17 protein-coding genes are annotated in these 24,270 nt (G+C 61.9%); 7 read left to right on the plus strand and 10 right to left on the minus strand.

Going from position 1 to position 24,270, the window contains the following annotated elements:
- Nucleotides 1–295: 295 nt before the first annotated feature.
- The 5 genes from B060_RS0106930 to B060_RS0106950 form a co-directional block, all read right to left on the minus strand.
- On the minus strand, nt 296–2,083 hold the full coding sequence (locus tag B060_RS0106930; RefSeq protein WP_018081044.1) for an IlvD/Edd family dehydratase: 1,788 nt from the start codon (nt 2,081–2,083) through the stop codon (nt 296–298).
- Nucleotides 2,076–2,975 (minus strand): SMP-30/gluconolactonase/LRE family protein, encoded by a 900-nt coding sequence (locus tag B060_RS0106935; protein WP_018081045.1) that lies wholly within the window; start codon nt 2,973–2,975, stop codon nt 2,076–2,078. The genes B060_RS0106930 and B060_RS0106935 overlap by 8 nt, the downstream gene beginning before the upstream one ends.
- Before the next feature lie 98 nt (nt 2,976–3,073).
- The gene (gene xylB, locus B060_RS0106940; protein WP_018081046.1) at nt 3,074–3,823 is read right to left on the minus strand and encodes a D-xylose 1-dehydrogenase; all 750 of its coding nucleotides are present in this window, start codon (nt 3,821–3,823) and stop codon (nt 3,074–3,076) included.
- A gap of 35 nt (nt 3,824–3,858) precedes the next feature.
- Nucleotides 3,859–5,070, minus strand: coding sequence for a fumarylacetoacetate hydrolase family protein (locus tag B060_RS0106945; RefSeq protein ID WP_018081047.1), 1,212 nt, complete (start codon nt 5,068–5,070; stop codon nt 3,859–3,861).
- A gap of 198 nt (nt 5,071–5,268) precedes the next feature.
- Nucleotides 5,269–6,354, minus strand: a complete 1,086-nt coding sequence (locus B060_RS0106950) for a LacI family DNA-binding transcriptional regulator (protein ID WP_018081048.1) — start codon at nt 6,352–6,354, stop codon at nt 5,269–5,271.
- 226 nt (nt 6,355–6,580) lie between these two features.
- On the opposite strand from B060_RS0106950, the gene B060_RS0106955 reads away from it, so the two are divergent.
- From B060_RS0106955 to B060_RS0106965, 3 genes are all read left to right on the plus strand, one after another.
- On the plus strand, nt 6,581–8,560 hold the full coding sequence (locus tag B060_RS0106955) for a sialate O-acetylesterase (RefSeq protein WP_018081049.1): 1,980 nt from the start codon (nt 6,581–6,583) through the stop codon (nt 8,558–8,560).
- 209 nt (nt 8,561–8,769) lie between these two features.
- Nucleotides 8,770–9,255, plus strand: a complete 486-nt coding sequence (locus tag B060_RS0106960; RefSeq protein ID WP_018081050.1) for a hypothetical protein — start codon at nt 8,770–8,772, stop codon at nt 9,253–9,255.
- Between the two features lie 80 nt (nt 9,256–9,335).
- Nucleotides 9,336–9,833, plus strand: coding sequence for a hypothetical protein (locus B060_RS0106965; RefSeq protein ID WP_018081051.1), 498 nt, complete (start codon nt 9,336–9,338; stop codon nt 9,831–9,833).
- Here B060_RS0106965 and B060_RS0106970 read toward each other — a convergent pair.
- The 3 genes from B060_RS0106970 to B060_RS23990 all read right to left on the minus strand — a co-directional run bounded on the left by B060_RS0106970 (nt 9,830) and on the right by B060_RS23990 (nt 13,535).
- Nucleotides 9,830–11,338, minus strand: a complete 1,509-nt coding sequence (locus tag B060_RS0106970) for a hypothetical protein (RefSeq protein WP_018081052.1) — start codon at nt 11,336–11,338, stop codon at nt 9,830–9,832. The two genes, B060_RS0106965 and B060_RS0106970, sit on opposite strands and share 4 nt — an antisense overlap.
- Nucleotides 11,339–11,469: 131 nt before the next feature.
- Nucleotides 11,470–12,315, minus strand: a complete 846-nt coding sequence (locus B060_RS0106975; RefSeq protein ID WP_018081053.1) for a sulfite exporter TauE/SafE family protein — start codon at nt 12,313–12,315, stop codon at nt 11,470–11,472.
- A gap of 110 nt (nt 12,316–12,425) precedes the next feature.
- Nucleotides 12,426–13,535, minus strand: a complete 1,110-nt coding sequence (locus B060_RS23990; RefSeq protein ID WP_155847727.1) for an N-acetyltransferase — start codon at nt 13,533–13,535, stop codon at nt 12,426–12,428.
- A gap of 86 nt (nt 13,536–13,621) precedes the next feature.
- Between B060_RS23990 and B060_RS0106985 the strand changes: the two genes are divergently transcribed.
- Nucleotides 13,622–14,110, plus strand: coding sequence for a GNAT family N-acetyltransferase (locus B060_RS0106985; RefSeq protein ID WP_018081055.1), 489 nt, complete (start codon nt 13,622–13,624; stop codon nt 14,108–14,110).
- Here B060_RS0106985 and B060_RS26025 read toward each other — a convergent pair.
- Nucleotides 14,099–16,882 (minus strand): PAS domain-containing hybrid sensor histidine kinase/response regulator, encoded by a 2,784-nt coding sequence (locus B060_RS26025; RefSeq protein WP_018081056.1) that lies wholly within the window; start codon nt 16,880–16,882, stop codon nt 14,099–14,101. The genes B060_RS0106985 and B060_RS26025 overlap by 12 nt on opposite strands.
- A gap of 173 nt (nt 16,883–17,055) precedes the next feature.
- On the opposite strand from B060_RS26025, the gene B060_RS0106995 reads away from it, so the two are divergent.
- Nucleotides 17,056–17,466: a hypothetical protein gene (locus tag B060_RS0106995; RefSeq protein ID WP_155847726.1), complete on the plus strand. Its 411-nt coding sequence runs from the start codon at nt 17,056–17,058 to the stop codon at nt 17,464–17,466.
- A 38-nt stretch (nt 17,467–17,504) separates the two neighbouring features.
- On the opposite strand, the gene B060_RS0107000 is transcribed toward B060_RS0106995, so the two are convergent.
- On the minus strand, nt 17,505–19,145 hold the full coding sequence (locus tag B060_RS0107000; protein WP_018081058.1) for a Na+/H+ antiporter: 1,641 nt from the start codon (nt 19,143–19,145) through the stop codon (nt 17,505–17,507).
- Between the two features lie 254 nt (nt 19,146–19,399).
- Between B060_RS0107000 and carA the strand changes: the two genes are divergently transcribed.
- Nucleotides 19,400–20,575, plus strand: coding sequence for a glutamine-hydrolyzing carbamoyl-phosphate synthase small subunit (gene carA, locus B060_RS0107005; protein ID WP_026172666.1), 1,176 nt, complete (start codon nt 19,400–19,402; stop codon nt 20,573–20,575).
- 347 nt (nt 20,576–20,922) lie between these two features.
- On the plus strand, nt 20,923–24,225 hold the full coding sequence (gene carB / locus B060_RS0107010; protein ID WP_018081060.1) for a carbamoyl-phosphate synthase large subunit: 3,303 nt from the start codon (nt 20,923–20,925) through the stop codon (nt 24,223–24,225).
- Nucleotides 24,226–24,270 lie beyond the last annotated feature (45 nt).

Consider the following 24,270-nt stretch of genomic DNA (forward strand, 5'->3'; position numbering starts at 1 on the left):
GCGCTTTTCATGCGGATCTTATAAAGGCGTCCGTCTTCCCCACGCTTGGCGAAAAGCATTAGGCAAAGGATGGGCCATGCGCAAGCATATCCCACCAAAACAGCGAGATGTTTTAATTAGTTAGATGAAAATTCGCGTGATTTTATCGCAAGTTTGTTATCGCTAACAAGCGCACACGGATGGTGCATTGCACCATCTTTGCGCCGGTTTGGACGAGGTGCAGCATGGCCCAAAAGATAACCTTACGGAAAGATCAAACGGAGACTTACGTCATCCGTCTGATTTGTCTCGGGTCTTAGTGATTGTGGCGCGGCATCTTCTCGGCGAGGCGGGTATATTTCAAGGCCGGTTCCATCACCGCGCCGGTGTGCAGTTGCGATACCGTGGCGCGGTAGATCTCCTGCCACGGCGTCATGCTTTCCGGCACCGGTGGCAAACCGTCTCTTTTGCGTGTTTCGATAACATCAGGCTCCACCAGCATGTCGCAGGTGCCCTTATTGAGATCGATGCGGATCATATCGCCGGTGCGCAACCAGGCTAGACCACCGCCGACTGCCGATTCCGGCGAGGCGTTGAGAATGGACGGGCTGTCAGACGTGCCGGACTGGCGGCCATCGCCCAGCGTCGGCAGCGAGGTGATGCCACGCTTCAGCAGCGCGTCGGGCGGCTGCATATTGACCACCTCGGCCGAGCCCGGCCACCCCACCGGGCCGGAGCCGCGGATAACCAGAATGGTGCGCTCATCGATGCCCAGCGCCGGATCATTGAGGCGGTTGTGATAATCGGTCGAACCGTCGAAGACCACAGCCTTGCACTCGAAGACGTTCTCATTGCCGGGCTCGCTGAGATAGCGGTCGCGGAACTCCTTCGAGATCACCGAGGTCTTCATGATGGCGTAATCGAACAAATTACCCTTGAGCACCATGAAGCCAGCGCGTTCCATCATCGGCTCGGCGATGGTGCGGATCATCTCGCGGTCTTTACTGTTCTTGCCGGTGTTGTTCTCAGCAATCGTCTTGCCGGTGATGGTGGCGGCTGAGCCATCGATCAGGTCGGCGTCAAGCAGTTCGGCCAGGATGGCGGGCACGCCGCCGGCGCGGTGGAAGCGCTCGCCGAGATACTTGCCCGAAGGCTGCATGTTGAGGATCAGCGGAATATCGTGGGCGTGCATCCAGTCAGCGTCACTGATATCGACACCGGCGTGGCGCGCCATGGCGACGATGTGCGGCTGGGCGTTGGTAGAACCACCGATGGCCGCCACCGCCGCGATGGCGTTGGTGAAGCAGGCCTTGGTCAGGATCTTCGAGGGCTTGAGGTCTTCATAGGCCATCTCGACGATGCGCACGCCGGTCTCATAGGCCATCTGACCGCGCTCACGGTAAGGCGCCGGAATGGCCGAACAGCCGGGCAGCGAAAGGCCCATGACTTCGGCGACCGCGTTCATGGTCGAGGCCGTGCCCATGGTGTTGCAGTGACCGGCCGAGGGTGCCGAGGCGCAGGCCATGTCGATGAACTCTTCTTCGGTGATCTCACCGGCGCCGAGCTTGCGGCGGGCGCGCCAGATGACCGTGCCGGAACCGACCAGATCGCCTTCGTGGTAACCGTCGAGCATAGGGCCGCCCGACAAGACGATGGCGGGAATATCGACCATGGTCGCCGCCATGATGCCAGCCGGCGTGGTCTTGTCGCAGCCGGTGGTCAGGACCACGGCGTCGATCGGGTAGCCGTGCAGGATCTCGACCAGGGTCATCATCGACAGGTTGCGGTCGATGGCGGCGGTCGGACGGCGGCAGTTCTCGAAGATCGGATGAACCGGGAACTCGATGCAGATGCCGCCGGCGTCGCGGATTCCATCGCGCGTGCGCTTGGCCAGTTCCATATGGATGCGGTTGCAGGGGCTCAGGTCCGAGCCCGACTGCGCGATGCCGATGATCGGACGGCCCGAGCGCAGTTCCTGCGGCGTGATGCCGTAGTTCATGAAGCGCTCCAGATAGAGCGCCGCCATGTCGATATGGCCGGGGGCCTCGAACCATTCCTGCGAGCGGAAACGGCCATTGGGTGTGGCTGGAATTCTTTTAGACATGAGTGATCTCATTCTGGGCTTGGCCGGGGATATCGACCTCGAAACGGAACAGACCGCCGGCGAGCGGCTGCTGTTTTATGTCGTCGGCGCTCAGGCCCTTGGCGGCCGTGGTGGCGTAGACGGTTTTCAGATCATGACCGCCAAAGGCGATCTTGGTGACATTGGAGACGGGCAGTCTGACCGTGCGGATCAGCCTGCCATCCGGGGCATAACAGTTGACGCCCCAGCCGAAGAACAGCGCGTTCCACACATTGCCGGCGCTATCGACCACCGGGCCATCCATATAGCCTTCGCCATGCGGCGGCGTGTGGCCTTGCGCATCGAGTTGTGCGAACAGGCGCTTGTTGGACAGGTGGCCATCGGCGTCGAGATCGAAGGCGTAGATGTGCTTCTTCAGCGTGTCGTTATGATAGAGCGTCTTGCCGTCCGGGCTGACGGCCGGGCCGTTGGTGATGACGTAATCGTCGTCCATCACCTTCAGGCCGCGCGCATCATAGCGATAGAGCTTGCCGGTGGGGCTGTTCTCGTCGTCATCCATCGAGCCGAACCACAGGCGGCCCTGATGATCAACATAGCCGTCGTTGAGGCGGTTGTTCGGTAAACCGGGCTCGACATGGGTAAGGAAGGTGAAGTCGCCTGTTTTGGGGTCGAAATCATACAGGCCGGTCTTGCAGCCGACGATGAAACCGCCACGCTTTTTCGGCGCGATAAAGCCGCAGGGGCTGGGCGCGTGCCAGGTCTGTTTCGAGCCGATATTCACATCGTAGCGGTGGATATGCTGCTTCTTGATATCGACGAACCACAGGGCGTGGTCCTTCGCCGACCAGATCGGCCCTTCGCCCAAGGTGGCCTTGAGGTCCCAGACGCAGGTGGGTTGGAAAAGAGTAGTCATGCGCGCCTCTGTGAAAGCAAGAAAACCCACCACCACATCTCACCGCTTCGCGGCTCGTGCGGTCCCCCTCCCCATCACAGATGGGGAGGTATAAGAAACTACCGCCAGCCGGCGTCGATCCAGTAGCCGTGGCCGGTGCAGAGTTCGGCATCGTCCGAGGCCAGGAACATGGCCAGCGACGCAACGTGATCCGGCACGATACGGCCCGGCAGGCACTGCGACCGCACGATCTCGGCCTCGCCTTCCGGCGTATACCACTTCTCCTGGCGCTTGGTTTTCACATTGCCGGGAATGATGGTGGTGACGCGAATATTGTCGGGGCCCAGTTCGCGGGCCAGGGCGCGCGTGAAGCCTTCGATGGCCGCCTTGGCGGTTTCGTAGAGCACCAGATCAGGCAGGCCGAGGTGCCACGAGATCGAACCGAAATTGATGATGGCGCCGCCGCCGGCCGCCTTCATGCCCGGCGCGATGGCGCGGGTGCACATGGCCATGTGCTTGAGGTTGACGGCGATGTTCTTGTCGAAAAATTCCGACGTCACTTCCGCCAGCGAATGACGATCGTCGCGCGCGGCGTTGTTGAGCAGGATTTGCACCGGACCGTCGGCCAGGATGGTGGCGAGGGTCTTTTCCAGCAGGGGCGTATCCGTAAGATCGCACTTGTGGAAGACGGGCGGCACGCCAAGCACGCCGGTATCGAGCGTGGCCGACACGTCATCGACCAGATCGATGAAATGCACCTTCGCGCCCTGGCGGACGAAGCCGGTGACGAGGCCAGCGCCTATGCCGGAGCCGCCGCCGGTGATCAACACCTTGCGGCCCTTAAGACTGGGATAGATGGCAGACGACATAAACGTAACTCACTCTCTGTAGATCTTACGGCTCTTTACGAAGCCAGTTTTTTGCCCTGAGCCGTATTGCGCGGCTTCAGGAGGCCGCGATCGGCCAGGTTTTGCATCAGATCGGCGATGCCGAAGTTCCAGTGGCGGGCGTCTTTGGAATAGGTGACGCGGTTTTCCAGGCAGCCGAGCTTGGGCGAGGACACCTTCACGACGTCGCCGACCTTGTGGGTAAAGCCGCGGCCCGGCGTGTCACGGTCCTGCGTCGGGGCGAACAGCGTGCCGAGCATCAGCACGAAACCGTCGGGATAATGATGCTCGCTCATCGCCTGCTCGATCAGGTCGAGCGGATCGCGGCTGATATCGGCCATGGTCGAACGGCCAACCAGTTCATAGCCTTCGGGGCCATCGATCTTGAGATCGAGCACGGCGGAGCGCACGTCATCAAGGGTGAAGCTTTCGCCGTCGAACATGCGGATGAATGGACCAAGCGCGCAGGAAGCGTTGTTGTCCTTCGCCTTGCCGAGCAGCAGGGCCGAACGGCCTTCAAAGCAGCGCAGGTTGACGTCGTTGCCGAGCGTGGCGCCGACCGCACGGCCTTCCGGCGTGACGACCATAACGACTTCGGGCTCCGGGTTATTCCAGGTCGAATCCGAACGGACGCCAACCTCATCGCCCCAGCCGACCGACGACAGGACCGGCGACTTGGTGAAGACCTCGGCATCGGGGCCGATGGCGACTTCGAGATATTGCGACCACAGGCCATCGGCGATCAGGGCGGCTTTCAGCTTGGCGGAGGCTTCCGAACCCGGCTTCACCGAACGGATATCGCCACCGACGCGCTCGGCCAGATCGTTGCGGATAGACTGCGCCTTGTCGGCATCGCCGCGCGCGCGTTCTTCGATAACACGCTCAACGGCCGAAACGGCGAAGGTGACACCGGCTGCCTTGACGCATTGCAGATCGATCGGCGACAGAAGCTGGTTGCCGGTGCGGTGCGCAGCCGTGCCATCCTTCGCCCACAGCTTGGAAAATTCGAAATCCTCAAAACCGCCGAACGGCAGACCGCCTTCGGGCACACCCTGCTCAGGCCAGACCTTCAGCAGTTGCGACACGGTGGGGGCGATCGGGCTCATATCGAACACTTCGCCGTTTTTGATCATGATGGGCGTGGGGCCCTCGGCGGTTTCGATACGGCCGATCAGGGTGGCGCTGCGCCAGTCGCCCGGCAGCATGGCCGTAGGCAGGGAATCAGACATTTTCAATCTCGTCCTTAAGTGCATTGGGCAGGTGACCTCACCCGCATCTTCTCTACCCGTTTATAGTCCTGTTTCGCCATAAGGGCTGCCCCTTGCCGGCTACGGACACCTTATAGCTTGTTAGCGCTACCAATCTTGCAGACGCCAGCCTATGTCAAGGAAAATAAATTGTGGCGTGTATCGAAAGCGCTCCCAATTTCAGGAATCGCTGGCGCGCTTTGCCGGCGCATAGTCAGGTCCTGCCACATTGGCCGATGACTGGCGTTCGATCAGCGAGAAATCACGCACCTCACGCACCGCCTCAAACGACCGCCCGGAACGATGGGCCTTGATCTGATCGAGCAGCAAGCGCACCGACAGGCCGGCCATATCCGAGATCGGCTGGCGTACGGTGGTCAGTTCCGGCCAGACGCTCGACGCCATGGCCGTGTCGTCGAACCCTACCACCGTCACCTGATCGGGCACTTCCAGGCCCAGGCGATGCGCGGCCGCCACGGCGCCGGCGGCCATATCGTCGTTGGAGGCGAAAATGGCGGTCGGGCGCGTCTTGTGGCTGAGCAGACGCTCGGCGGCGTCGAAGCCGGAGCGATAGGTGAAATAGCCCTGACCGACAAAGCTCTGATCGATCTCCAGCCCGGCCTTTTTCATCGCCGCCTCGAAGCCTTCATAGCGGATCTGGCTGGCATAGGCGTTGGGGTGGCCCTTGATGAAACCGATGCGGGTATGACCCAGTTCGATCAGGCGGCGGGTCATGGCCGAGGCGGCCTTAAGGTCATCGATGGTGACGCACGAAACGGTCGGATCGGGGCGCGCCATGGCGACACCGACGAACGGCAGGTTCATCTCTTTCAAAATCTTGGCGACGCGCGACGAATCGGACAGGGGTGGCGACAGGATGACGCCATCGCAGCCGGCGGCCTTCATCTTTTCCAACGCCACGGTGGCGCCTTCGGGGCCTTCGCAGCTTTCGATCAGCAGTTGGGCGCCGCTTTGCGAACTTTCCGACAGGATGCCGAGCAGGAACTCGCTGAGGAAAGCGACGGAGGGGTTGGAATAGAGCAGGCCGATCCGCGCCGAATCCTGCGTGGCAAGAGATCTGGCCGCCAGGTTGGGCGAATAGCGCAGTTCCTCTACCGAGGCCATGACCTTGGCACGCGTTTCCTCGCGGACGTTCTTTTCGCCATTGATAACGCGAGACACAGTCATTGGGGATACGCCGACATGTCGCGCCACATCATGGATGGTGACGATATTTCCCCCGCGTCGGCCGATCTTGCGCGCCATCAAATCCCCTGTAACTCAGTCCCGTTTGGGCCATTCTATAGGCTGCAATCGCTTACTTGGCAAATTGATCAGGATGCAAACGCGTTTCAGGGGTGAAAAGGCTTTAGCGAACGAAAAATTTCGCCAAAAAAAGCTTGAACACGCGCGGCTTTTTTGACGCTATGCAGCGGCGTGGCGGCTATTTCCGGCCTCGCGCCCATAAGAAAACATAGCAAGGGAGACCGCCATGAGGTCGTATATCCGCCGAATCAGCCTGCTGGCGAGCGTCAGCTTTTTGTGCGCCATGCCCTTGGCGGCCAGCGCCCAGACGGCGCCCCATTTCGCCCGTATCTTCGGCGATCACGCCGTGCTCCAGCGCGAACAGCCAGTCCAAATCTGGGGCGAGGCGCAAGCCAACAGCGCCCTGACGATCAGCGTGGCCGGCCAGTCGGTGACGGCCGCCGCGGGCGCCGACGGACGGTGGCAGGCCAGCCTGCCCGCCCTGCCCGCTGGCGGCCCTTACGTGCTCACGGTCACCGATGGTCAGGCGACGACCACGCTCAACGACATCCTGATCGGCGATGTCTATCTCTGCTCGGGCCAGTCCAATATGGAGTTCCCGGCCCGTCTGGCGACGGGCGCCTGGGGCGATATCGCCGCCTCGGCCAATCGGGACCTGCGTTTCGTGACGATCGAAAAGGACAGCGCCGCCGCACCGCGTACCGATCTGAAAACCACGCCTGCCTGGAAGGTAGCAGGCCCCGGCACGACCGGCGAGGCCTCCGCCGTCTGTTACGCGATGAGCAAGGCCCTGCAAAAGGAACACAAGGTCCCGGTCGGCTTCATCGCCTCAGACTGGGGCGGCACGACGATCGAAAGCTGGATCAGCCCGGCGTCTTTGCGCACCTTGCCGGCCTTTAGCGCCGGGGTGGATGATGTGGCGCACTATGCCGCCGATCCGGCCAGGGCGCAGGCTGACCACGCCCGGCGGCAGGAGGCGTGGTGGGATGCCCACGACGCATCCGCCAAGGCCCAGCGCGCCTGGATATCGCCAGCCTTCAACGATTCCAAGTGGCCACGCCTCAAAGCGACCAGCGGCTGGAAGGACAGCGGCGTGGCCGAGTTGAAGGCGTTCGACGGCGTGGTCTGGCTGCGCACCCGCGTGACACTCACCCCCGAACAGGCCGCCAAGGCCAACGAACTGACGCTGGGGCCGGTCGCCACCTACGATACCACCTGGATTAACGGCCAGTGGGTCGGCAGCGGCAGCATCGAATGGGTGTGGCGCGATTACAAGGTACCGGCGGGCGTCTTCAAGGCCGGAGAAAATGTCATCGTGCTGCGCGTCCTTGGCAGCGGCGGCCTGACCGGCAAGCCCGATATGCGCTTTATCAAAACCAGCGACGGCCAAGCCATCCCGCTCACCGCCGACTGGAGTTACAAGACCGGGATGGCGGTCAAGGGCCTGAGCATCCCCGGCGCGCCATGGCCCATAGCACCTTGGGAGGTGCCGACCAGCCTTAACACCCTCTACAACGGCATGATCGCCCCGATCGCGCCCTATACGGTCAGGGCCGCCGCCTGGTATCAGGGCGAATCGAACACCGAACGCGCCACGGAATATCGCACCCTGCTGCCCATGCTGATGGCCGACTGGCGCAAGAGCTTCACCGCCCCCGACCTGCCCATGCTGATTGTGCAGCTCTCCAGCTACGGTTCGGTCTCGACCCAGCCCGGCGCCTCGAACTGGGCGGACCTGCGCGAGGCCCAGCGCCTGAGCGTGGCCGCCGATGCGCACGCTGCCCTGATCGTCAGCACCGATGTCGGCGACCGCAGCGACATCCACCCGACGCAGAAGACGATCATCGGCAACCGGCTGGCGCGCGGCGTCGATAAGCTGGTCTTTGGCCAGAGTATAGCCCCCACCGGCCCGGAAGCGACCTCGGTGACGCGCGCCGGCGCTGATCTGGTGATCGGTTTCCGCTACGCCGAAAGCGGCCTGAAAACCTACAGCTCCAATACCGCCATAGGCTTCGAGGCCTGCGACGCCAAGGACGCCTGCCGCTATGTCAGCGCCGTGGCGGAGGGGCAGCGTATCGTCCTCAAAGGCGCCAACACGCCGGAAACCGTCCGGGTGCGCTACGCCTGGTCCGATGCCCCCTACACCAACCTCTACAGCGGTGATGACCTGCCCGCCGTACCGTTCCAGATGGATATCGAGCAATGACCTTTTTCACGCCGGTTTTGAAGATGACGGGATCGGGTCTGGTTTAGGGCAGTTTCCCCACCACCGCCTCCCACTAAATTCGGGAGGTATATTCTTATACCTCCCCACCTCTGGTGGGGAGGGGGGCCGCGAGCGAAGCGAAGCCAAGGGGGGGTGGGGTTTCTTACTTGTTTAAGGTGCGATAGACTTCGCAAAACAGGAAACGCACCATGCTTTATCGCGCTACCGTCTTACTGGCCCTGATGACCCTCAGCCAATGCTCGCCCAAACCGGCGGAAAATCCAGCGCCGGCGTCTGCGACCGCCTCAGATTTCAGCTACGATCTGGCGCTTTCCTTCACGCCCGAAGCCGCCGAACACCTCAAAAAAAGTGGCGAAAAGCTGACGATATCCGCCCGTTATTACGGCCTGCCGACACCGGAGGCGGCGCATCTCGTCACACCCGACGGCGTTATCGGCTTTAACACTGACACGGTCATCGTTGAGCCGCTAAACCAGAACGTCCATATGACCGGCGCCGGTATCCAAAAAGAGCGGCTGGTCGCCATTGTCGGGCCCAAGCCGCTGGTTCAGATCACCGCCTTCGCCCTGCATGACGGCGTGAAGGACGAACGCCTGAGCTGCCGCGTTTTCCAGGATTATGTGGCAACAGCGCAGGAAAAACCCCTGCCCTTTTCGTGCAGCCTGGTGCCCTGAGGTAAAGAGCATGACACTTTTACGACTGGCGCGCGCACGCCGGATCGATTAGAAGCGCCGGTCACATAAGGGGGGGCACCATGTCCATTCGCAACGCTCAGATCGCCGTCGCCATCGCCGCTATTGTGGTCATCATCGCCATGCTCAGCATGTGCGCTCGCAAGCCTGCCGAAAACAAGCGCGCAGAACTGGGCAACACCGCCTATGAAGTCGCCGTCACCTTCACACCGGCCGCCACCGCCGCGATGAAAACGCTCGGTCAGGGCGCGACGGTCGAGGGCTTTTTCTACGGCGCGCCGGTCGAAGCCGCCAGGGACAAGGTCGATGACGACGGTCATATCCCGGCCGGCATGGATCAGGTCGATATCGCGGCCAACACCCAGACGGTGAAGATGCCCGGCAGCGGCATCGATCCGGACGTCATGGCACATATCGCCGGTGGCAAGCCTTCGCTGATGGTTCGCGTCTATTCTTCCACCACCGCCGGCACGCCAAACCAGCTTGATTGCACCACCTTTAACGGCACCTTGGCTGCCGCCCAGACGGCCCCCGTGGCCATCGCCTGCGATATCCGCTAGTTCATCCGCACCGTCCACTTACGGACAATGATGTTGTTGGCCTTCGCCGCCGCCTGAACATCGGCGCGGCCTTTCAGCGCTTCGAGCGCCGTTACAAAAACCTCGTCACGATTGCCGAGCGCGATCGGCGGCAGGTCGTTTTGCAGATCGAAGATGACATCATCACGCAAGGCCGGATTGCTGATCGCGCTGATCAGGGCCATGGCCGCCGCGTCGCTGTTACCGGCGCACAGATAGGGCTTGACCTGCAACAGGTCGCGCCCCTTAAGCAGGCCGATAAAGCGCGCAAAGGTCGCCGTATCACCGGCATAGCCCATGGCGCAGGCCTCGGTGGCCAGCACCGTACCCGCCTGACCGCCATCAAGCGCGGTGATATCGATACGGCCCTCCAGCGCGAGAGCTTCCTTCTCGCGGCCATTATCGACAAGGAACTTCATATAGGCGACGAGTACCTCATTGGCCTTGCCGGCGCCGAGTTTGGTGGCGCCCTCCTCGAAGGCCTTGCCGGCATCGTTAAAGCGGCCGACATTGGCATAGAGCGCGCCGCGCTCGGCCAGCAGGTCAGGATAGACCTGCTGCCCCCCGAACTTGTCGATCCCATACTGATCGACCAGGGCCAGGATACCGTTGAGCTGCGTCAGGGCCAGGGCGTCCTGACCGTTCATCTTCTCCAGCCCCATCAGGTAGCTCAGCGCCGTCAGATCAGCCGGGTTGGCGGTGATGACCGCCTTGACATCCTCGATCTCACGCAGCAGCACCGGCCCGATCGGATCGGAGGCCAGCGCCACGTCGCTGATCGTGCCGTCGCCCTGACTGACGATGTAGAACAGGCTGTCGGTCTTGAGATCGGCGCGGTACAGCTCCGCATGGACCGTATCACCGGCCTTCACGGCGACGCGCAAGGCCTGGAGGCGCAGATACCCCATCAGCGGGCGACCGGTGACATTATGGATCTGCCAGCGCGTCTCTTCGAGATGGTTGAGCAGGCTTTGTGTCATCGCTGGCTGACTATCGTGAATTTGTATCAGTACGCCGACGACGGTGGTGTCGGTCAGCTTTGGGGCCTGATCCGGAAAACGCGTCAGGGCCGCCTCCAGCGTCGCCGCCGCGGCCATGGGCTGCTTCGATGCCAGTTGCAGGAAGGTGTGGAGGTCGTAGGCGCTGATATCTTTGGCGCGCGCCATGTTCTCGACCGAGAGCGCCAGCGCCGCCGGCAGGCCCTGCGTATCGGCGGTGCAGGCGACCAACTGAAAGCGGAATTGCGCCGCCAGTTCGGGATCGTTCTGCTCAAGATAAGGGTCGTGCCAGAGCTGGTTGAGCGGCTTGAGCGCACTGGCGCAATCGCCGGATTGCAGGGCGGACGTGGCCTGCATGATGGCGATGGCGGTGCCGGCGCTGCTGGCGGGCGCTTCAGCAAAGGCCGGCGCCGACAGGCCCAGAGCCAAGGCAAAACCCAGCGCAGTCAGGGTTTTGAGACGTGGTTTTCGTGTGTGATGCAAGCCCATAATATCCCCCCAACAGCCCGCGACAGGGCCGTTAACCCTAATCTAGCGGCAATTTGACACCTCACAAGCAAAATCGGGCATCACGGGAAAAGCGGCCGAAAGCGTGTCGGCCAGCGCACACCTCGGCTGCCTTAAGCCGTCACCAGCTTGAAGCCGACCAGGGTCAGGACGGTGGCCAGCAGGCCGCGCAGCACCTTTTCCGGCACTTTCGAGGCGAACAGCGACCCGATGATAATGCCGGGGATCGAGCCGATCAGCAGGGAGGCCAGCATGCTGAGATCGACATTGCCGATGAAAAAATAGCCCATACCGGCCAGGAAGGTCAGCGGCACAGCGTGGGCGATGTCAGAGCCGACGATCTTGACGATGGGCAGTTGCGGATAGAGCATGATCAGGGCCGTGACGCCGAGCGCGCCGGCCCCGACCGACGACAGTGAAACGAGAAAGCCCAGCACCAGGCCGGTCAGGATGGTCAGGATGGCGCGGCGGCCGGTATGGAGCGGACGATGCTCGACCTCGGCCTTTTCAAAGCGCTTTTCCGCCAGCTTCTGGATGACGCCGCGCAGCAAAAGCATGGCCGCCGTCACGAACAGGGCATAGCCGAGCACGTGGGTGATCAGCGACGACATGGCGTCCGACTTGCCGAAATGGTGGATGGCGTAGAGCGTGGCGATCGTGGCCGGAATCGAGCCAAGTGCCAAAAGGCCGACGATCATCCAGTTGATCGTGCTCTTGAAACCGTGGATCACGGTGCCGGCGCCCTTGGTGATGGCAGCGTAGAGCAGATCTGTGCCCACCGCGGTGGCCGGATGGACATGGAACAGCAAGACGAGCAACGGCGTCATCAGTGAGCCACCGCCAACGCCCGTCAGCCCGACCAGAATGCCGACGGCCAGTCCGGATAAGGAATAGAGCGGATTGATATGCAGGTTAGCGGCAAGGCCAGCCACATATTGGGGCAGATCGAACTGAGTCATATTAAGGCTGGCTGTCCCGTGTAGGCTGAGCTTGAAAGCGCACCATAAAGCCCCGGCCTGTCATCACAAGCGAATTAAACTAGCCCTTCATATTAGCGAGACTTATGGCTTCACTCGGCGGCATGGGCCTTTATAGCCAGCCTTGGCGGGGTGCGCAGGGACATGAACAGGTCGCCATCATAGGGCGTAGGCGACCAGTCCTCTATCGCCGGCGCATCGGCGGTCATATGCACATGGGCGTGCGGCCAGCCGCCTTCATGACGCGCCTTATCGGTATAAGATCCCAGTTGCTTCAGCAGATACGGCGACACCATAGACAGGCGCACCTTGGCCGCACCACGCTGACGCGCCATCTGCAATAGGGCTTTCATCAGGCCGGGGATGGCGTCCGTCGCATCTTCCAGCGCCACCAGATCGATGATCTCCAGCACCAACGGTTCGATGGGGTTTTCTTTAGCGAACATGGCGCAGGCATAGCCGAGCATCCGACCATCGCGGCTAAAGCTCAGCATGAGCGGACGCAGGTTCTGATCCGGATCGGACACGCGCCAGCGCTGGATCTCAGGGCTGCGATCGGCAATCAGCCGCCCCTCGCCCTTAAGGGCTTGCCAGAAGCGATCATAAGCCACATCGAAATGATCAAGCGGCGCGATACCGGCTATGTTGACCGCCGGTTTTTCATCCCACATTCGTGCCGGCATCAGACGCTCACCGACGCTGCGCGCCAGTTTCGGATGCGGATCAAGCGCATGACGCAGGGCGCTGGCGGCCAGGCAGGTGAGTGGATCGATCACCCAGGACAGCTTGATACTGGCCGTCCCGGTCGGGTACGGCGCGAAGCCGAAACGCCCGTAAATCTTATGCGATAAGACATTCGCATTAAGTGTATAGCAGGCGAAAAACCCCGGCTGGGCCAGGATGCGTTTGATCATGTGCCGACTGGCGCCACGCATATCGGGTGAGACCACCAAAGAGTGACCGGTCAGGCCATAGAGCGCTTCATCGCCGCGCCAGAAGCGCTGGGCTATGGTGCCAAGCACCACCCTGATGCCGCCGTCCTCACCTTCATAGACCCAGCCTTGTGGCATGGGTCGGTCTTTCAGCACCGGATTACCCTCCAGCCAGGCCCAGCCCGCGGCCGATCGCGTCGGCCACCACACCGATTCCCACAAAGCATTGACCCCATCAAGATCGGCAGGTCTTATGCTTCTCACAGGCATGGTGTACGCACTCCAGATGGACAGGAACACAGAATAACCACCTTAGTTTTTTATTCTGTTAAAGAACACCAAAAGAGATATTCGGCATGACGATCACACCCCTGAAAGCCCCCCTCGATCCAGGCCTGATTGATCGCCTTCATGCGCTCAACGAAGCCCATGCCACGGAACTGTCCTCGATGACACGCGCCGACTTCGAGGCCCTGATCGCCAGCGCCTTCTTCGCAGCGGCGGTCGATGATGGCGACGGCCTGCTGATCGTCTGTGACCAGACCACGCCTTACAGCAGCCCCAACTTCCTGTGGTTCAAGGCGCGCTATCCGGCCTTCGCCTATGTCGACCGCGTGGCCGTAAGACCCTCACGGCGCGGCGAAGGTCTGGCGCGCCGGCTCTATGAGGCGGTCTTCGCGGCGGCGCGCCAGGCCGGCCATAGCCAGGTGGTGTGCGAGGTCAATTTCGATCCGCCCAATCCGGCGTCCGATGCCTTTCACGCCAGTCTGGGCTTTGAAGAGGTCGGCCGCGCCCATCTGGCCGATCGCGGCAAGGGTGTGCGCTATCTGAGACTAGGCCTCTGACGTACCGGCGGCGTTTTCGATCTTGCGCCGCAGTTCTTCGGGCCGGAACGGCTTGGCGACATAGTCATCCATGCCCACCGACAGGCAGCGTTCGCGGTCGCCGGCCAGGGCGTGCGCCGTCATGCCGATGATGCGGACGCGCGGCCTGTCTTCCGCCGCTTCCCATTCCCGGATCAGCTTCGTGGCATCCAGACCGTTCATGCCATGCATCTGCACGTCCATCAGCACCGCCACGTAGCGTGTGCGCTGGACCGCCTCGAAAGCCTCAAGCCCGTTGTGCGCGATATCGACATTGTAGCCAAAATCCTCAAGGAAGGTGGTGGCGACAAGGATATTGGGCTCATAGTCCTCGACCAGCAGAACCGGCGGGCGCAGGTGCTTCTCGACGCGACCTTCCTGAACGGCGGCCAGAGAATATTCGCTGCGCGCCACCTGATCACTGGTGGCAACCTGCAAGGGCAGCAGCACCTCGAAGGTCGAGCCCTCGCCCGGCGCACTGCTGACCCTGATGCTGCCCCCCATGATTTCAACGAGCGTGCGGGTAATGGCAAGGCCTAAGCCCGTGCCGCCATATTTGCGGTTGATGCTGGTGTCGGCCTGGACAAACTTATGGAAGATGCTGTCGATCTTGTCGGGCGCGATACCGATGCCGCTGTCGCTTACCGTCAGGCAGATGATCTCCTGATCGGGCGCCTCGGCGGGCAGGCAGGTGATCGCCACCCTGACCTCGCCCAGTTCGGTGAACTTGATGGCGTTGCTGCACAGATTGACGATGATCTGGCGCATCCGCGTCGGGTCACCGACAAACACCCGCTCTTCAACACATTCGCCATCGCTGATAAAGGTCAGGCCCTTCTCACGCACCGACACCGCCATCATGCTGGTGACCTCCTGCATCAGGCGCGTCAGGCTGAACGGGATGTTTTCCAGCTCGACCGTGCGCGCTTCGATCTTGGCGATATCGAGCAGGTCGTTGATCAGGGCCAGCAGACTGTCGGCGCTGTTGGAGAGGGTGCGGATATAGTCCGTCTGGCGCGGCGTCAACGGCTGGCTTTTCGACAGGATGGTGCTGAGGCCGATGATGGCGTTCATCGGCGTGCGGATTTCATGGCTCATATTGGCCAGGAATTCGGTCTTGGCGATATTGGCGGCCTCGGCGGCATTGCGCGCTTCGAGCAGGGCTTCCTGCGCCTGCTGCTGGGCCGTCATGTCACGGCAGATCTTGATGAAGCCCTTGACGCGCCCCTCGTCGTCATACATCGCCGCCATGGTGCCACTGGCGTAAAAGCGCTCCCCGTTCTGGCGCATGTGCCAGCGCTCATCCGAAGCGCGGGTATTGGTCGCCGCGAGGGCCAGTTCGGTGCGCGGGGCGCCATGCGCACAGTCTTCGGGCGTGAAGATGACCTCGATATGCTGTTCGAGCACGTCCTTGGGTTTGTAGCCGAAAATCTTCTGGGCGCCGGCATTCCACAGCACGATGCGACCGGCCTCATCGAGCGAAATGATGGCGTAATCCTGCACGCTTTCCAGCATCAAATTGAGATAGGCCTGGCTCTCGCGCAGACGCAGGGCCGCGGTCTTGCGCTCGGTGACATCCTGCACCATGCCGACCATGTGCAGCGGCTTGCCATCATCGTCACGGATAAATTCGGCGCGGCGGTAGATCCAGCGCACCTCACCGGTGTCCGGCCGCTGGATGCGATACTCGGTCTCGGACGGCGTGGTGCCAGAGGCGCGGTCTTCGTCGGTCGATTGCGCCGCGCGATCTTCATCCAGCACCAGCCGCGCCACCTCGGACAGAGAGAGCTTAGGTGCAACAGCCAGGCCAAAAATGGTGCAAAACTCTTCCGAAACGGTCAGTTCGTCGGCATCCGCCTGCATGGCGAAAACCCCGATGCCGCCGACCTTCTGCGCCATGCGCAATTGATCGTGGGTTTGCTGAAAGGCGCCTTCAAAGCGTTTGCGCTCATCGATATCGATCAGAACACCGGGAAAGCGCACAGGCGCGCCAGCGGCGTTGCGCGTAACCGTGCCGCTGGCCTCGACCCAGCGCCAGACGTCGCCATCACGCAGACGGTATTCGGCACGAAAAGACGACGCACCTTCAAGCGCCTGAGTCACGGCTTTGCGCAGACCCTCTACGTCTTCCGGATGAATCGCCCGCACCGTGGTTTCAAACGGCAAACCCTTCAGGGCCAGGGCTTCAGGGACCGAAAAGCTGCGCGCGAAACGCTCATCGCCATAGACAAGATCGTGGGGAATATCCCAAACCCAGGTGCCGAGCACCACCCCGGAATCGAGCGCCAGATTGATGCGCTCGGAGGCGGAATCAGCCATCTTCTGAACGACGCTTAGCTTCTCATCGGCGGCGACGCGATCAGAAATGTCAACGAAGGTGCAGATGGCGCCCATGAGCACGCCGTCCTTGCGGATCGGCTGGGCGCGGTATTCGACCGGAAAGGCGCTGCCATCACGACGGTGGAAAATACCATGCGGGATGTGGCGACCAACACCTGTACGCGCCGCCTCCGTGATGGGGGTGTCTTCGGCCGCAAAGGGCGCGCCGTCAGGGCGGGTGATAGAGATGACCTCATGCAGCTTAAGACCCAGGACGTCGTCGGTGGCATCAAATCCGAGCAGGGTGAGACAGGCGGCGTTGCACGAGGTCGTGCGGCCTTCACAGTCAACCGTATACACGCCCTCGACGGTCGAATCGAGAACGAGACGGAAGAAATCCGCCTGTTCACTGGGCGAAAGTTTACTTAATGGCATAGAGGCCCGACCCCAAAAATACACGCACCCTCGGTCGCCAAGCGCTGGTCTCGGCTGATTGACGACAGTTCGGCATAAAGGATCAATAAGAAACTGCTTCCTGTTGGCAAAAGGACAGGCTTTACGGCGTCGACGCGACGGGAGTAGGGTTGAAGCTTATCAAGGAAACCGCCATGCCCAGCACCCGAAGCTATCCCCCCGCCTATGTCACGGAAGCGCGTGCGAAGATCGACCTGCAACTCTCGACCTATCATGATTTTCGCATCGCGGCGGAGATGGGCGAGGACAAGGCAGCGCTGGGCGCGGCGATCGATGCCTTTGAGCCGCCCTTTTTCCGCAACCTGATCCTGGCCATGGACCGCTATTTCGCCGACCGCGATCCGGCGCTGGAAGGCGATGCGCTGAAGGAGGTACGGACGCTCGTCTCTTCGATCCTGCACAATCACCATAAGGTGTCGGAGGAAGTGGTGAGTCCCATTCTCAGCCTCAAGGCCGGCGACGATATCCGCCTCAAGGCTCAGCAGTTCGCCAAACTGTCAGAGGCGTTTTTCAGAGAGCTTGAGCTTAACTATGGCAAGGCCTGACGTAAGGTCACGGAGGCGATAGCCAATCGCCCTGGCGCCTAAACGCCGGTCAGGCGCGCCTCCACCAGATCTGCCTCGCGCACCAGCTTGCGCATGGTCTCATCGGAAAGTGCGCGTGACCGGCTGAGGTGGTAGAAGGTGTCGCGTTCCGCCCGGATACCGGTCAGGCGCAGCTTGCGTTCGATCTCCTCGATCTTGCGCAGATGGGCCGTGTTCTCGCCGTGCAGGGCCTGGTTTTCGACGCGCCGGCGATAGAAATCCAGCACCCGTGCGCCGGCATCGGCATAGAGATCGGTGTCGCGCGGCCCTAAACCCAGGGCCTTGTGAAACTGTTCGATGGCTATGATCGCCGCCTTGGCCGCCTCCAGTCGCGCCTCGTCCTCCTCGGCCTGCGCCTTGGGTTCGGGCGGCAGCTTCAGGTCTTTGAGCAGGAAGGGCAGCCCCACGCTGGCGAGCAAAAGCGACACCACAATAACCGCCGCCGCCAGAAAGATCACCAGGGTGCGCGCCGGAAAGGCGGTGCCATCCGACAGCACGAACGGAATGGTCAGAACACCCGCCAGCGTAATGGCGCCGCGCACACCGGCCAGCGACGTGGCCGCGATCAGCCGCAGGCTCGGCTTCTGCACCGGCTCCCCCTTGCGGGCGGCGCGGAACAGAGTGAAGCGCAGGGCGACCCACACCCAGGCAAAGCGCAAGGCGATCAGCGCCACATTGATCGTCACCACATAGGCTATCAGCCACAGGGGATCGTCATGGCCGGTGAGATGCACCACCTGGGCTGCGCGCGCGGCGATGCTGGGCAATTGTTCGCCCAGCAGCACGAAGATGACGCCGTTGGCGGTGAACTGAATCGTATCCCACACGGCGTTGCGGCGCACGCGCGTTTCGGGCAGGGCCTGGCCGCTCTGCTCGGCATAGCTCATGGTCAGACCGGCGGCCACGGCGGCCAGAATGCCTGAACAGTGAAAATGTTCGGCCAGAAGATAGGCGCCAAAAGGAATGAGCAGGCTGATCAGCACCTGCGAGCCGGTATCTTCGCCGATGCGACGGGCGATGAAGTTTTTCGCACGCGTGATCACCCAGGTCACGCCAATACCGATGGCGATGCCGCCCACGGCCAGCCAGGCGAAGGTTCCCACGGCATCGACCAGCGAGAAGCTGCCGGTCAACACGGCGGCGACGGCGAAACGCATGCACACCAGACCGGAGGCATCGTTGAGCAGGGCCTCGCCTTCGAGAATGTGCATCAGGCGCTTGGGGATCGGCACGCGTGTGGCGATGGCCGAAACGGCGATCGGGTCGGTGGGGGAAATAATGGCGGCCAGCGCGAAGGCCACGCCCAAAGGCATCTCCGGAATAAGCCAGTGGATCAGCAGACCGACGCCCAGTACCGTGAAGACGACCAGCCCCAGCGCCAGTTGCAGGATCGTGCCCTTGTCGCGGAACAGGCCTTCCTTGGGAATTTTCCAGCCGTCATAAAAGAGCAGCGGCGGCAAAAAGAGCAGGAAGAAGACATCGGGCTTGAGATCGACCGCGGCGCCGGTGGTCAGCGCGATGATGGCGCCCAGCGCGATCTGGACCAGCGGCACCGGCACCGAAACGGGCGACAGACGCGACAGCCATCCACTGACCACGACGGCCAGCAAAAGAAACAGCGATAGGGTGATGCTTTCCAAGCGCTCAGGCTCCTGAGACATAATAGATGATCGTGGATGCGCCAATTAGACCCTATCCGGCAAGGCAGGGTCAACCATCACAGGCAGGTTATACACGCTGCGAACCGCACATCTGATAACATCTGCTAACAAACCTGCCGCATTCGTGATGCGTTAAGGTCAATTAACACTTGATCCTGCGCGCCTGTGCCCCTATGTGTCCCGCCGTTTGCGTGCAAGGTCGCCGCAGTAGGACTCAAAGGAGATGATACACCATGACAACTGAGCTTTTGGAAGGTTGCACGGGTGTATTGGTGCTGGCGGACGGCACGGTCTATCAGGGCCTCGGTTGCGGCGCCACGGGCGAAGCGCTCGGCGAAGTCTGCTTCAACACCGCCATGACCGGCTATCAGGAAATTCTCACCGATCCCTCCTATATGGAGCAGATCGTCGCCTTCACCTTCCCCCACATCGGCAATGTCGGCGTCAATTCGGAAGATATCGAGCAACTCGGTAATGACCCCAAGCGCGCCGCCAAGGGCGCCATCTTCCGCGACGCCCCTACCGCGCCGGCCAACTGGCGCTCGGATATGAGCTTCAATGACTGGCTGACATCGCGCGGCGTGGTCGGCATTTCCGGCATCGATACGCGCTCGCTGACGAAGAAGATCCGCGAAAACGGCATGCCGCACGGCATCATCGCCCACGCGCCCTCCGGCGTCTTCGATCTCGAAGCCCTCAAGGCCCAGGCACGCGAATGGGCCGGCCTCGGCGGTCTCGACCTCGCGCCCGCCGCCACCTCGGCGCAATCCGCGACCTACACCACTGACCTGTGGCAATGGCCGGAAGGCTACAAGGACGGCACCAAGCACGAATTCAAGGTCGTGGTCATCGACTACGGCGTCAAGCAGAACATCCTGCGCGCCCTGATCGATACCGGCGCCGATGTCACCATCGTGCCGGCCACTACCTCGGCGGAAGACATTCTGGCCCGCAAGCCCGATGGCGTCCTGCTGTCGAACGGCCCCGGCGATCCCGCCGCCACTGGCGAATATGCCGTGCCGGTGATCCAGAAGCTGGTCGCCTCGGGCGTGCCGGTGTTCGGCATCTGCCTCGGTCACCAGATGCTGGCGCTGGCTCTTGGCGCCAGGACCATCAAGATGAGCCAGGGCCACCACGGCGCCAACCATCCGGTCAAGGACGACACCACCGGCAAGGTCGAGATCGTGTCGATGAACCATGGCTTCGCGGTTGACCCCGCCTCGCTGCCGGAAGGCGTGGTCGAGACGCACGTATCGCTGTTCGACGGCTCCAACTGCGGTATCGCCATGACCGGAAAGCCGGTCTTCTCGGTGCAGCACCACCCGGAAGCCTCGCCCGGCCCGGTCGATTCGCTCTATCTGTTCGAGCGCTTTGCCCAGTATATGCGCGACGCCAAGGTGACCGCGTAAACGTAATCCTGAGGCCGTGTGATCCGGTTGAGGATCGCGCGGCCCCTGTTTTTCCAACAGTCCGCGACGCCCAGCGTCTTGATCCGCAAGGACAGGACGCGTGCACCTCCGTGTAATCTTGGGGCGATTGTGTTTCCCGTTATTTCAGGACTTCACACCTAGCGGATCGATCCGAGATTCTTAACATCAAGACTTGCAACGACCGCCCTTAGCCTCTAAAGCACCCGCTTAGCCATAAAACATACAGCGCCTGTCAGGCGCGTTTTCATCGGACTGTGAGATTCACAGCCCGCTCTAATTTTGCGCAACCGTCATGACGGCTTGCGCCTTGTGTACGAAAGACAACGATGCCCAAACGCACAGACATTAAATCCATTCTCATTATCGGCGCAGGCCCTATTGTGATCGGTCAGGCCTGTGAGTTCGATTATTCCGGCGTTCAGGCCTGTAAGGCGCTGCGCGAGGAAGGCTACCGCATCGTGCTGGTCAATTCCAATCCGGCGACGATCATGACCGATCCCGATATCGCCGACGCCACCTATATCGAGCCCATCACCCCCGAATTCGTTGAGAAGATCATCGCCCGGGAGCGCCCGGATGCGCTGCTCCCGACCATGGGTGGCCAGACCGCGCTCAACACCGCCCTGGCGCTCGATGCCTCCGGCGTGCTCAAGAAATACAATGTCGAGATGATCGGCGCCAAGGCCGAGGTCATCGACAAGGCCGAAGACCGCCAGAAATTCCGTAACGCCATGGATAAGCTGGGCCTCGAATCGGCCAAGTCGGCCGTGGCGCACACCTGGGAAGAAGCTGTCGCGGGTCTGGAAGCCATCGGCGGTCTGCCGGCGGTCATCCGCCCCTCCTTCACCCTGGCCGGCACCGGCGGTGGCATTGCTTACAATCAGGAAGAGTTCAAGGAGATCGTCACCAACGGCCTCGACCTCAGCCCCACCACCGAAGTGCTGATCGAAGAATCGATTGTCGGCTGGAAGGAATACGAGATGGAGGTGGTGCGTGACACCGCCGACAACTGCATCATCGTCTGCTCGATCGAAAACGTCGATCCGATGGGCGTCCACACCGGCGACTCGATCACCGTGGCGCCTGCCCTGACCCTGACCGACAAAGAATATCAGGTCATGCGCTCGGCCTCGCTGGCGGTGCTGCGCGAGATCGGCGTCGAAACGGGCGGCTCGAACGTACAGTTCGCGCTCAACCCCAAAGACGGTCGCATGATCGTGATTGAAATGAACCCGCGCGTGTCGCGCTCTTCGGCGCTGGCCTCCAAGGCTACGGGTTTTCCTATCGCCAAGATCGCCGCCAAGCTCGCCGTCGGCTACACGCTGGACGAACTGCAGAACGACATCACCAAGACGACGCCGGCCTCCTTTGAACCGTCGATCGATTACGTCGTCACCAAGATCCCGCGCTTCGCCTTTGAGAAGTACCCCGGCTCTGAGCCTCTGCTCGGCACCTCGATGAAGTCGGTCGGTGAAGTCATGGCCATCGGCCGCACCTTCGCCGAATCGATGCAGAAGGCCCTGCGCGGTCTGGAAACCGGCCTGTCCGGCTTCGATGAGGTCGAGATCAAGGGCGTGAAGACCGCCGAGAACCCCGACGCCATCCGCGAAGCCGTGATCCGCGAACTGGGCCGCCCGACGCCGGACCGCATCCGCGTCATCGCCCAGGCCTTCCGCCACGGCCTGTCGGTCGAGGACATCAACGCCGCCTGCGAATATGAGCCGTGGTTCCTGCGCCAGATCGAGACCATTGTCTCCGAAGAAGCCAAGATCGGCGCGCTCGGCCTGCCGACCTCGGCCAAAGCCTTCCGCACCCTTAAAGCCATGGGGTTCTCCGATGTCCGCCTCGCCAAGCTGACGGGCAAGACCGAAAAAGAAGTCCGCGCCATCCGTCAGGAACTCAATGTGCGTCCGGTGTTCAAGCGCATCGATACCTGCGCCGCCGAATTCGCCTCCTCGACTGCCTATATGTATTCGACCTACGAGTCGGGCGCACTCGGTCAGGTGCCGGAATGCGAAGCCGAGCCGACCAATCGCGCCAAAGCCATCATTCTTGGTGGTGGCCCCAACCGTATCGGCCAGGGCATCGAGTTCGACTATTGCTGCTGTCACGCCGCCTTTGCCTTCAAGGACATGGGCCTTGAGGCCATCATGGTCAACTGTAACCCCGAAACTGTCTCGACCGACTACGACACCTCCGACCGCCTCTATTTCGAGCCGCTGACGGCCGAAGACGTGCTCGAACTGATCCATGTCGAGATGTCGAAGGGCGATCTGCGCGGCGTCGTCGTGCAGTTTGGCGGCCAGACCCCGCTCAAGCTGGCGCAGGCGCTCGAAGACGAGGGTATCCCCATCCTCGGCACCTCGCCGGACGCCATCGACCTAGCCGAAGACCGCGAGCGCTTCCAGCACCTGCTGCGCGATATCGACCTGAAACAGCCGATCAACGCGATCGCCCGCACGCCGGAAGAAGCCTTCAAGGGCGCCCATGAGGTCGGCTATCCGATCGTGATCCGCCCCTCCTATGTGCTGGGTGGCCGCGCCATGGAAATCGTCCGCGACGACGAGCAACTGACGCGTTACGTCCGCGAGGCCGTGCAGGTGTCGGGCGACTCCCCGGTGCTGATCGACCAGTATCTGTCGGCCGCCATCGAGGTCGATGCCGACGCCCTGGCCGATGGTTCCGGCAATGTCTTCGTGGCCGGCATCATGGAACACATCGAAGAAGCCGGTGTCCACTCCGGCGACTCTGCCTGTTCGCTGCCGCCGTTCTCGCTGAAGCCGGAAACGGTAGTCGAGCTGGAGCGCCAGACGGTCGAACTGGCCCGCGCGCTCAAGGTCCGCGGCCTGATGAACGTCCAGTTCGCGATCCTTCACCCCTATTCCGATTCGCCGGAAATCTTCGTGCTCGAAGTCAACCCGCGCGCCTCGCGCACCGTGCCGTTCGTCGCCAAGACACTGGGCAAGCCGCTGGCTGGCATCGCTGCCAAGATTATGGCGGGCGAAACCCTGGCCTCGTTCAACCTGAAACCACGCGACTATCGCCACGTCGCCGTGAAAGAGGCGGTCTTCCCGTTCGCCCGCTTCCCGAACGTCGATACGGTGCTTGGGCCTGAAATGCGCTCGACCGGCGAGGTCATGGGCCTTGACTGGATTCGTGACGGCGAAGAGATGATCGACGCCTTCTCGCGCGCCTTCGCCAAGAGCCAGCTTGGCTCCGGCGTGCGCCTGCCGGCATCGGGCAAGGTCTTCGTCTCGGTGAAGGACATGGACAAGCCGGTGGTGCTGGACTCGATCCGCACCCTGCTCGATCTCGGCTTCAAGGTCGTCGCCACCGGCGGCACCGCCGATTACCTCAAGGCCGAGGGGCTCGATGTCGAGCCTATCAAGAAGGTGCTGGAAGGCCGCCCGAACATCCTCGACGCCATCAAGAACGGCGAGATCGATCTGGTGTTCAACACCACCGAGGGCAAGCAGTCGCTGGCGGATTCGTTCTCGCTGCGCCGCGCCACCCTGATGATGAAGATCCCGTACTACACGACCGCTTCGGGCGCGGTGGCCGCCACACGCGCCATCAAGTCCGGCGCCACCGAACTGCTCGACGTGCGTCCGATCCAGGAATATGCATAGGTTTCACAACCTGAGCCAAGCATGATAGACTGCCCTCCAATTACA

It is taken from the genome of Asticcacaulis benevestitus DSM 16100 = ATCC BAA-896 (genome assembly GCF_000376105.1).
Lineage (GTDB): Bacteria > Pseudomonadota > Alphaproteobacteria > Caulobacterales > Caulobacteraceae > Asticcacaulis > Asticcacaulis benevestitus.

Coding starts and splice junctions, on each gene's coding strand:
- carB (WP_018081060.1), top strand. CDS start 20,923: ATGCCCAAACGCACAGACATTAAATCCATTCTCATTATCGGCGCAGGC.
- B060_RS0106955 (WP_018081049.1), top strand. CDS start 6,581: ATGAGGTCGTATATCCGCCGAATCAGCCTGCTGGCGAGCGTCAGCTTT.
- carA (WP_026172666.1), top strand. CDS start 19,400: ATGACAACTGAGCTTTTGGAAGGTTGCACGGGTGTATTGGTGCTGGCG.
- B060_RS0106960 (WP_018081050.1), top strand. CDS start 8,770: ATGCTTTATCGCGCTACCGTCTTACTGGCCCTGATGACCCTCAGCCAA.
- B060_RS0106935 (WP_018081045.1), bottom strand. CDS start 2,975: ATGACTACTCTTTTCCAACCCACCTGCGTCTGGGACCTCAAGGCCACC.
- B060_RS0106950 (WP_018081048.1), bottom strand. CDS start 6,354: ATGGCGCGCAAGATCGGCCGACGCGGGGGAAATATCGTCACCATCCAT.
- B060_RS26025 (WP_018081056.1), bottom strand. CDS start 16,882: ATGCCATTAAGTAAACTTTCGCCCAGTGAACAGGCGGATTTCTTCCGT.
- B060_RS23990 (WP_155847727.1), bottom strand. CDS start 13,535: ATGCCTGTGAGAAGCATAAGACCTGCCGATCTTGATGGGGTCAATGCT.
- xylB (WP_018081046.1), bottom strand. CDS start 3,823: ATGTCGTCTGCCATCTATCCCAGTCTTAAGGGCCGCAAGGTGTTGATC.
- B060_RS0106930 (WP_018081044.1), bottom strand. CDS start 2,083: ATGTCTAAAAGAATTCCAGCCACACCCAATGGCCGTTTCCGCTCGCAG.
- B060_RS0106965 (WP_018081051.1), top strand. CDS start 9,336: ATGTCCATTCGCAACGCTCAGATCGCCGTCGCCATCGCCGCTATTGTG.
- B060_RS0106970 (WP_018081052.1), bottom strand. CDS start 11,338: ATGGGCTTGCATCACACACGAAAACCACGTCTCAAAACCCTGACTGCG.
- B060_RS0106975 (WP_018081053.1), bottom strand. CDS start 12,315: ATGACTCAGTTCGATCTGCCCCAATATGTGGCTGGCCTTGCCGCTAAC.
- B060_RS0106995 (WP_155847726.1), top strand. CDS start 17,056: ATGCCCAGCACCCGAAGCTATCCCCCCGCCTATGTCACGGAAGCGCGT.
- B060_RS0106945 (WP_018081047.1), bottom strand. CDS start 5,070: ATGTCTGATTCCCTGCCTACGGCCATGCTGCCGGGCGACTGGCGCAGC.
- B060_RS0106985 (WP_018081055.1), top strand. CDS start 13,622: ATGACGATCACACCCCTGAAAGCCCCCCTCGATCCAGGCCTGATTGAT.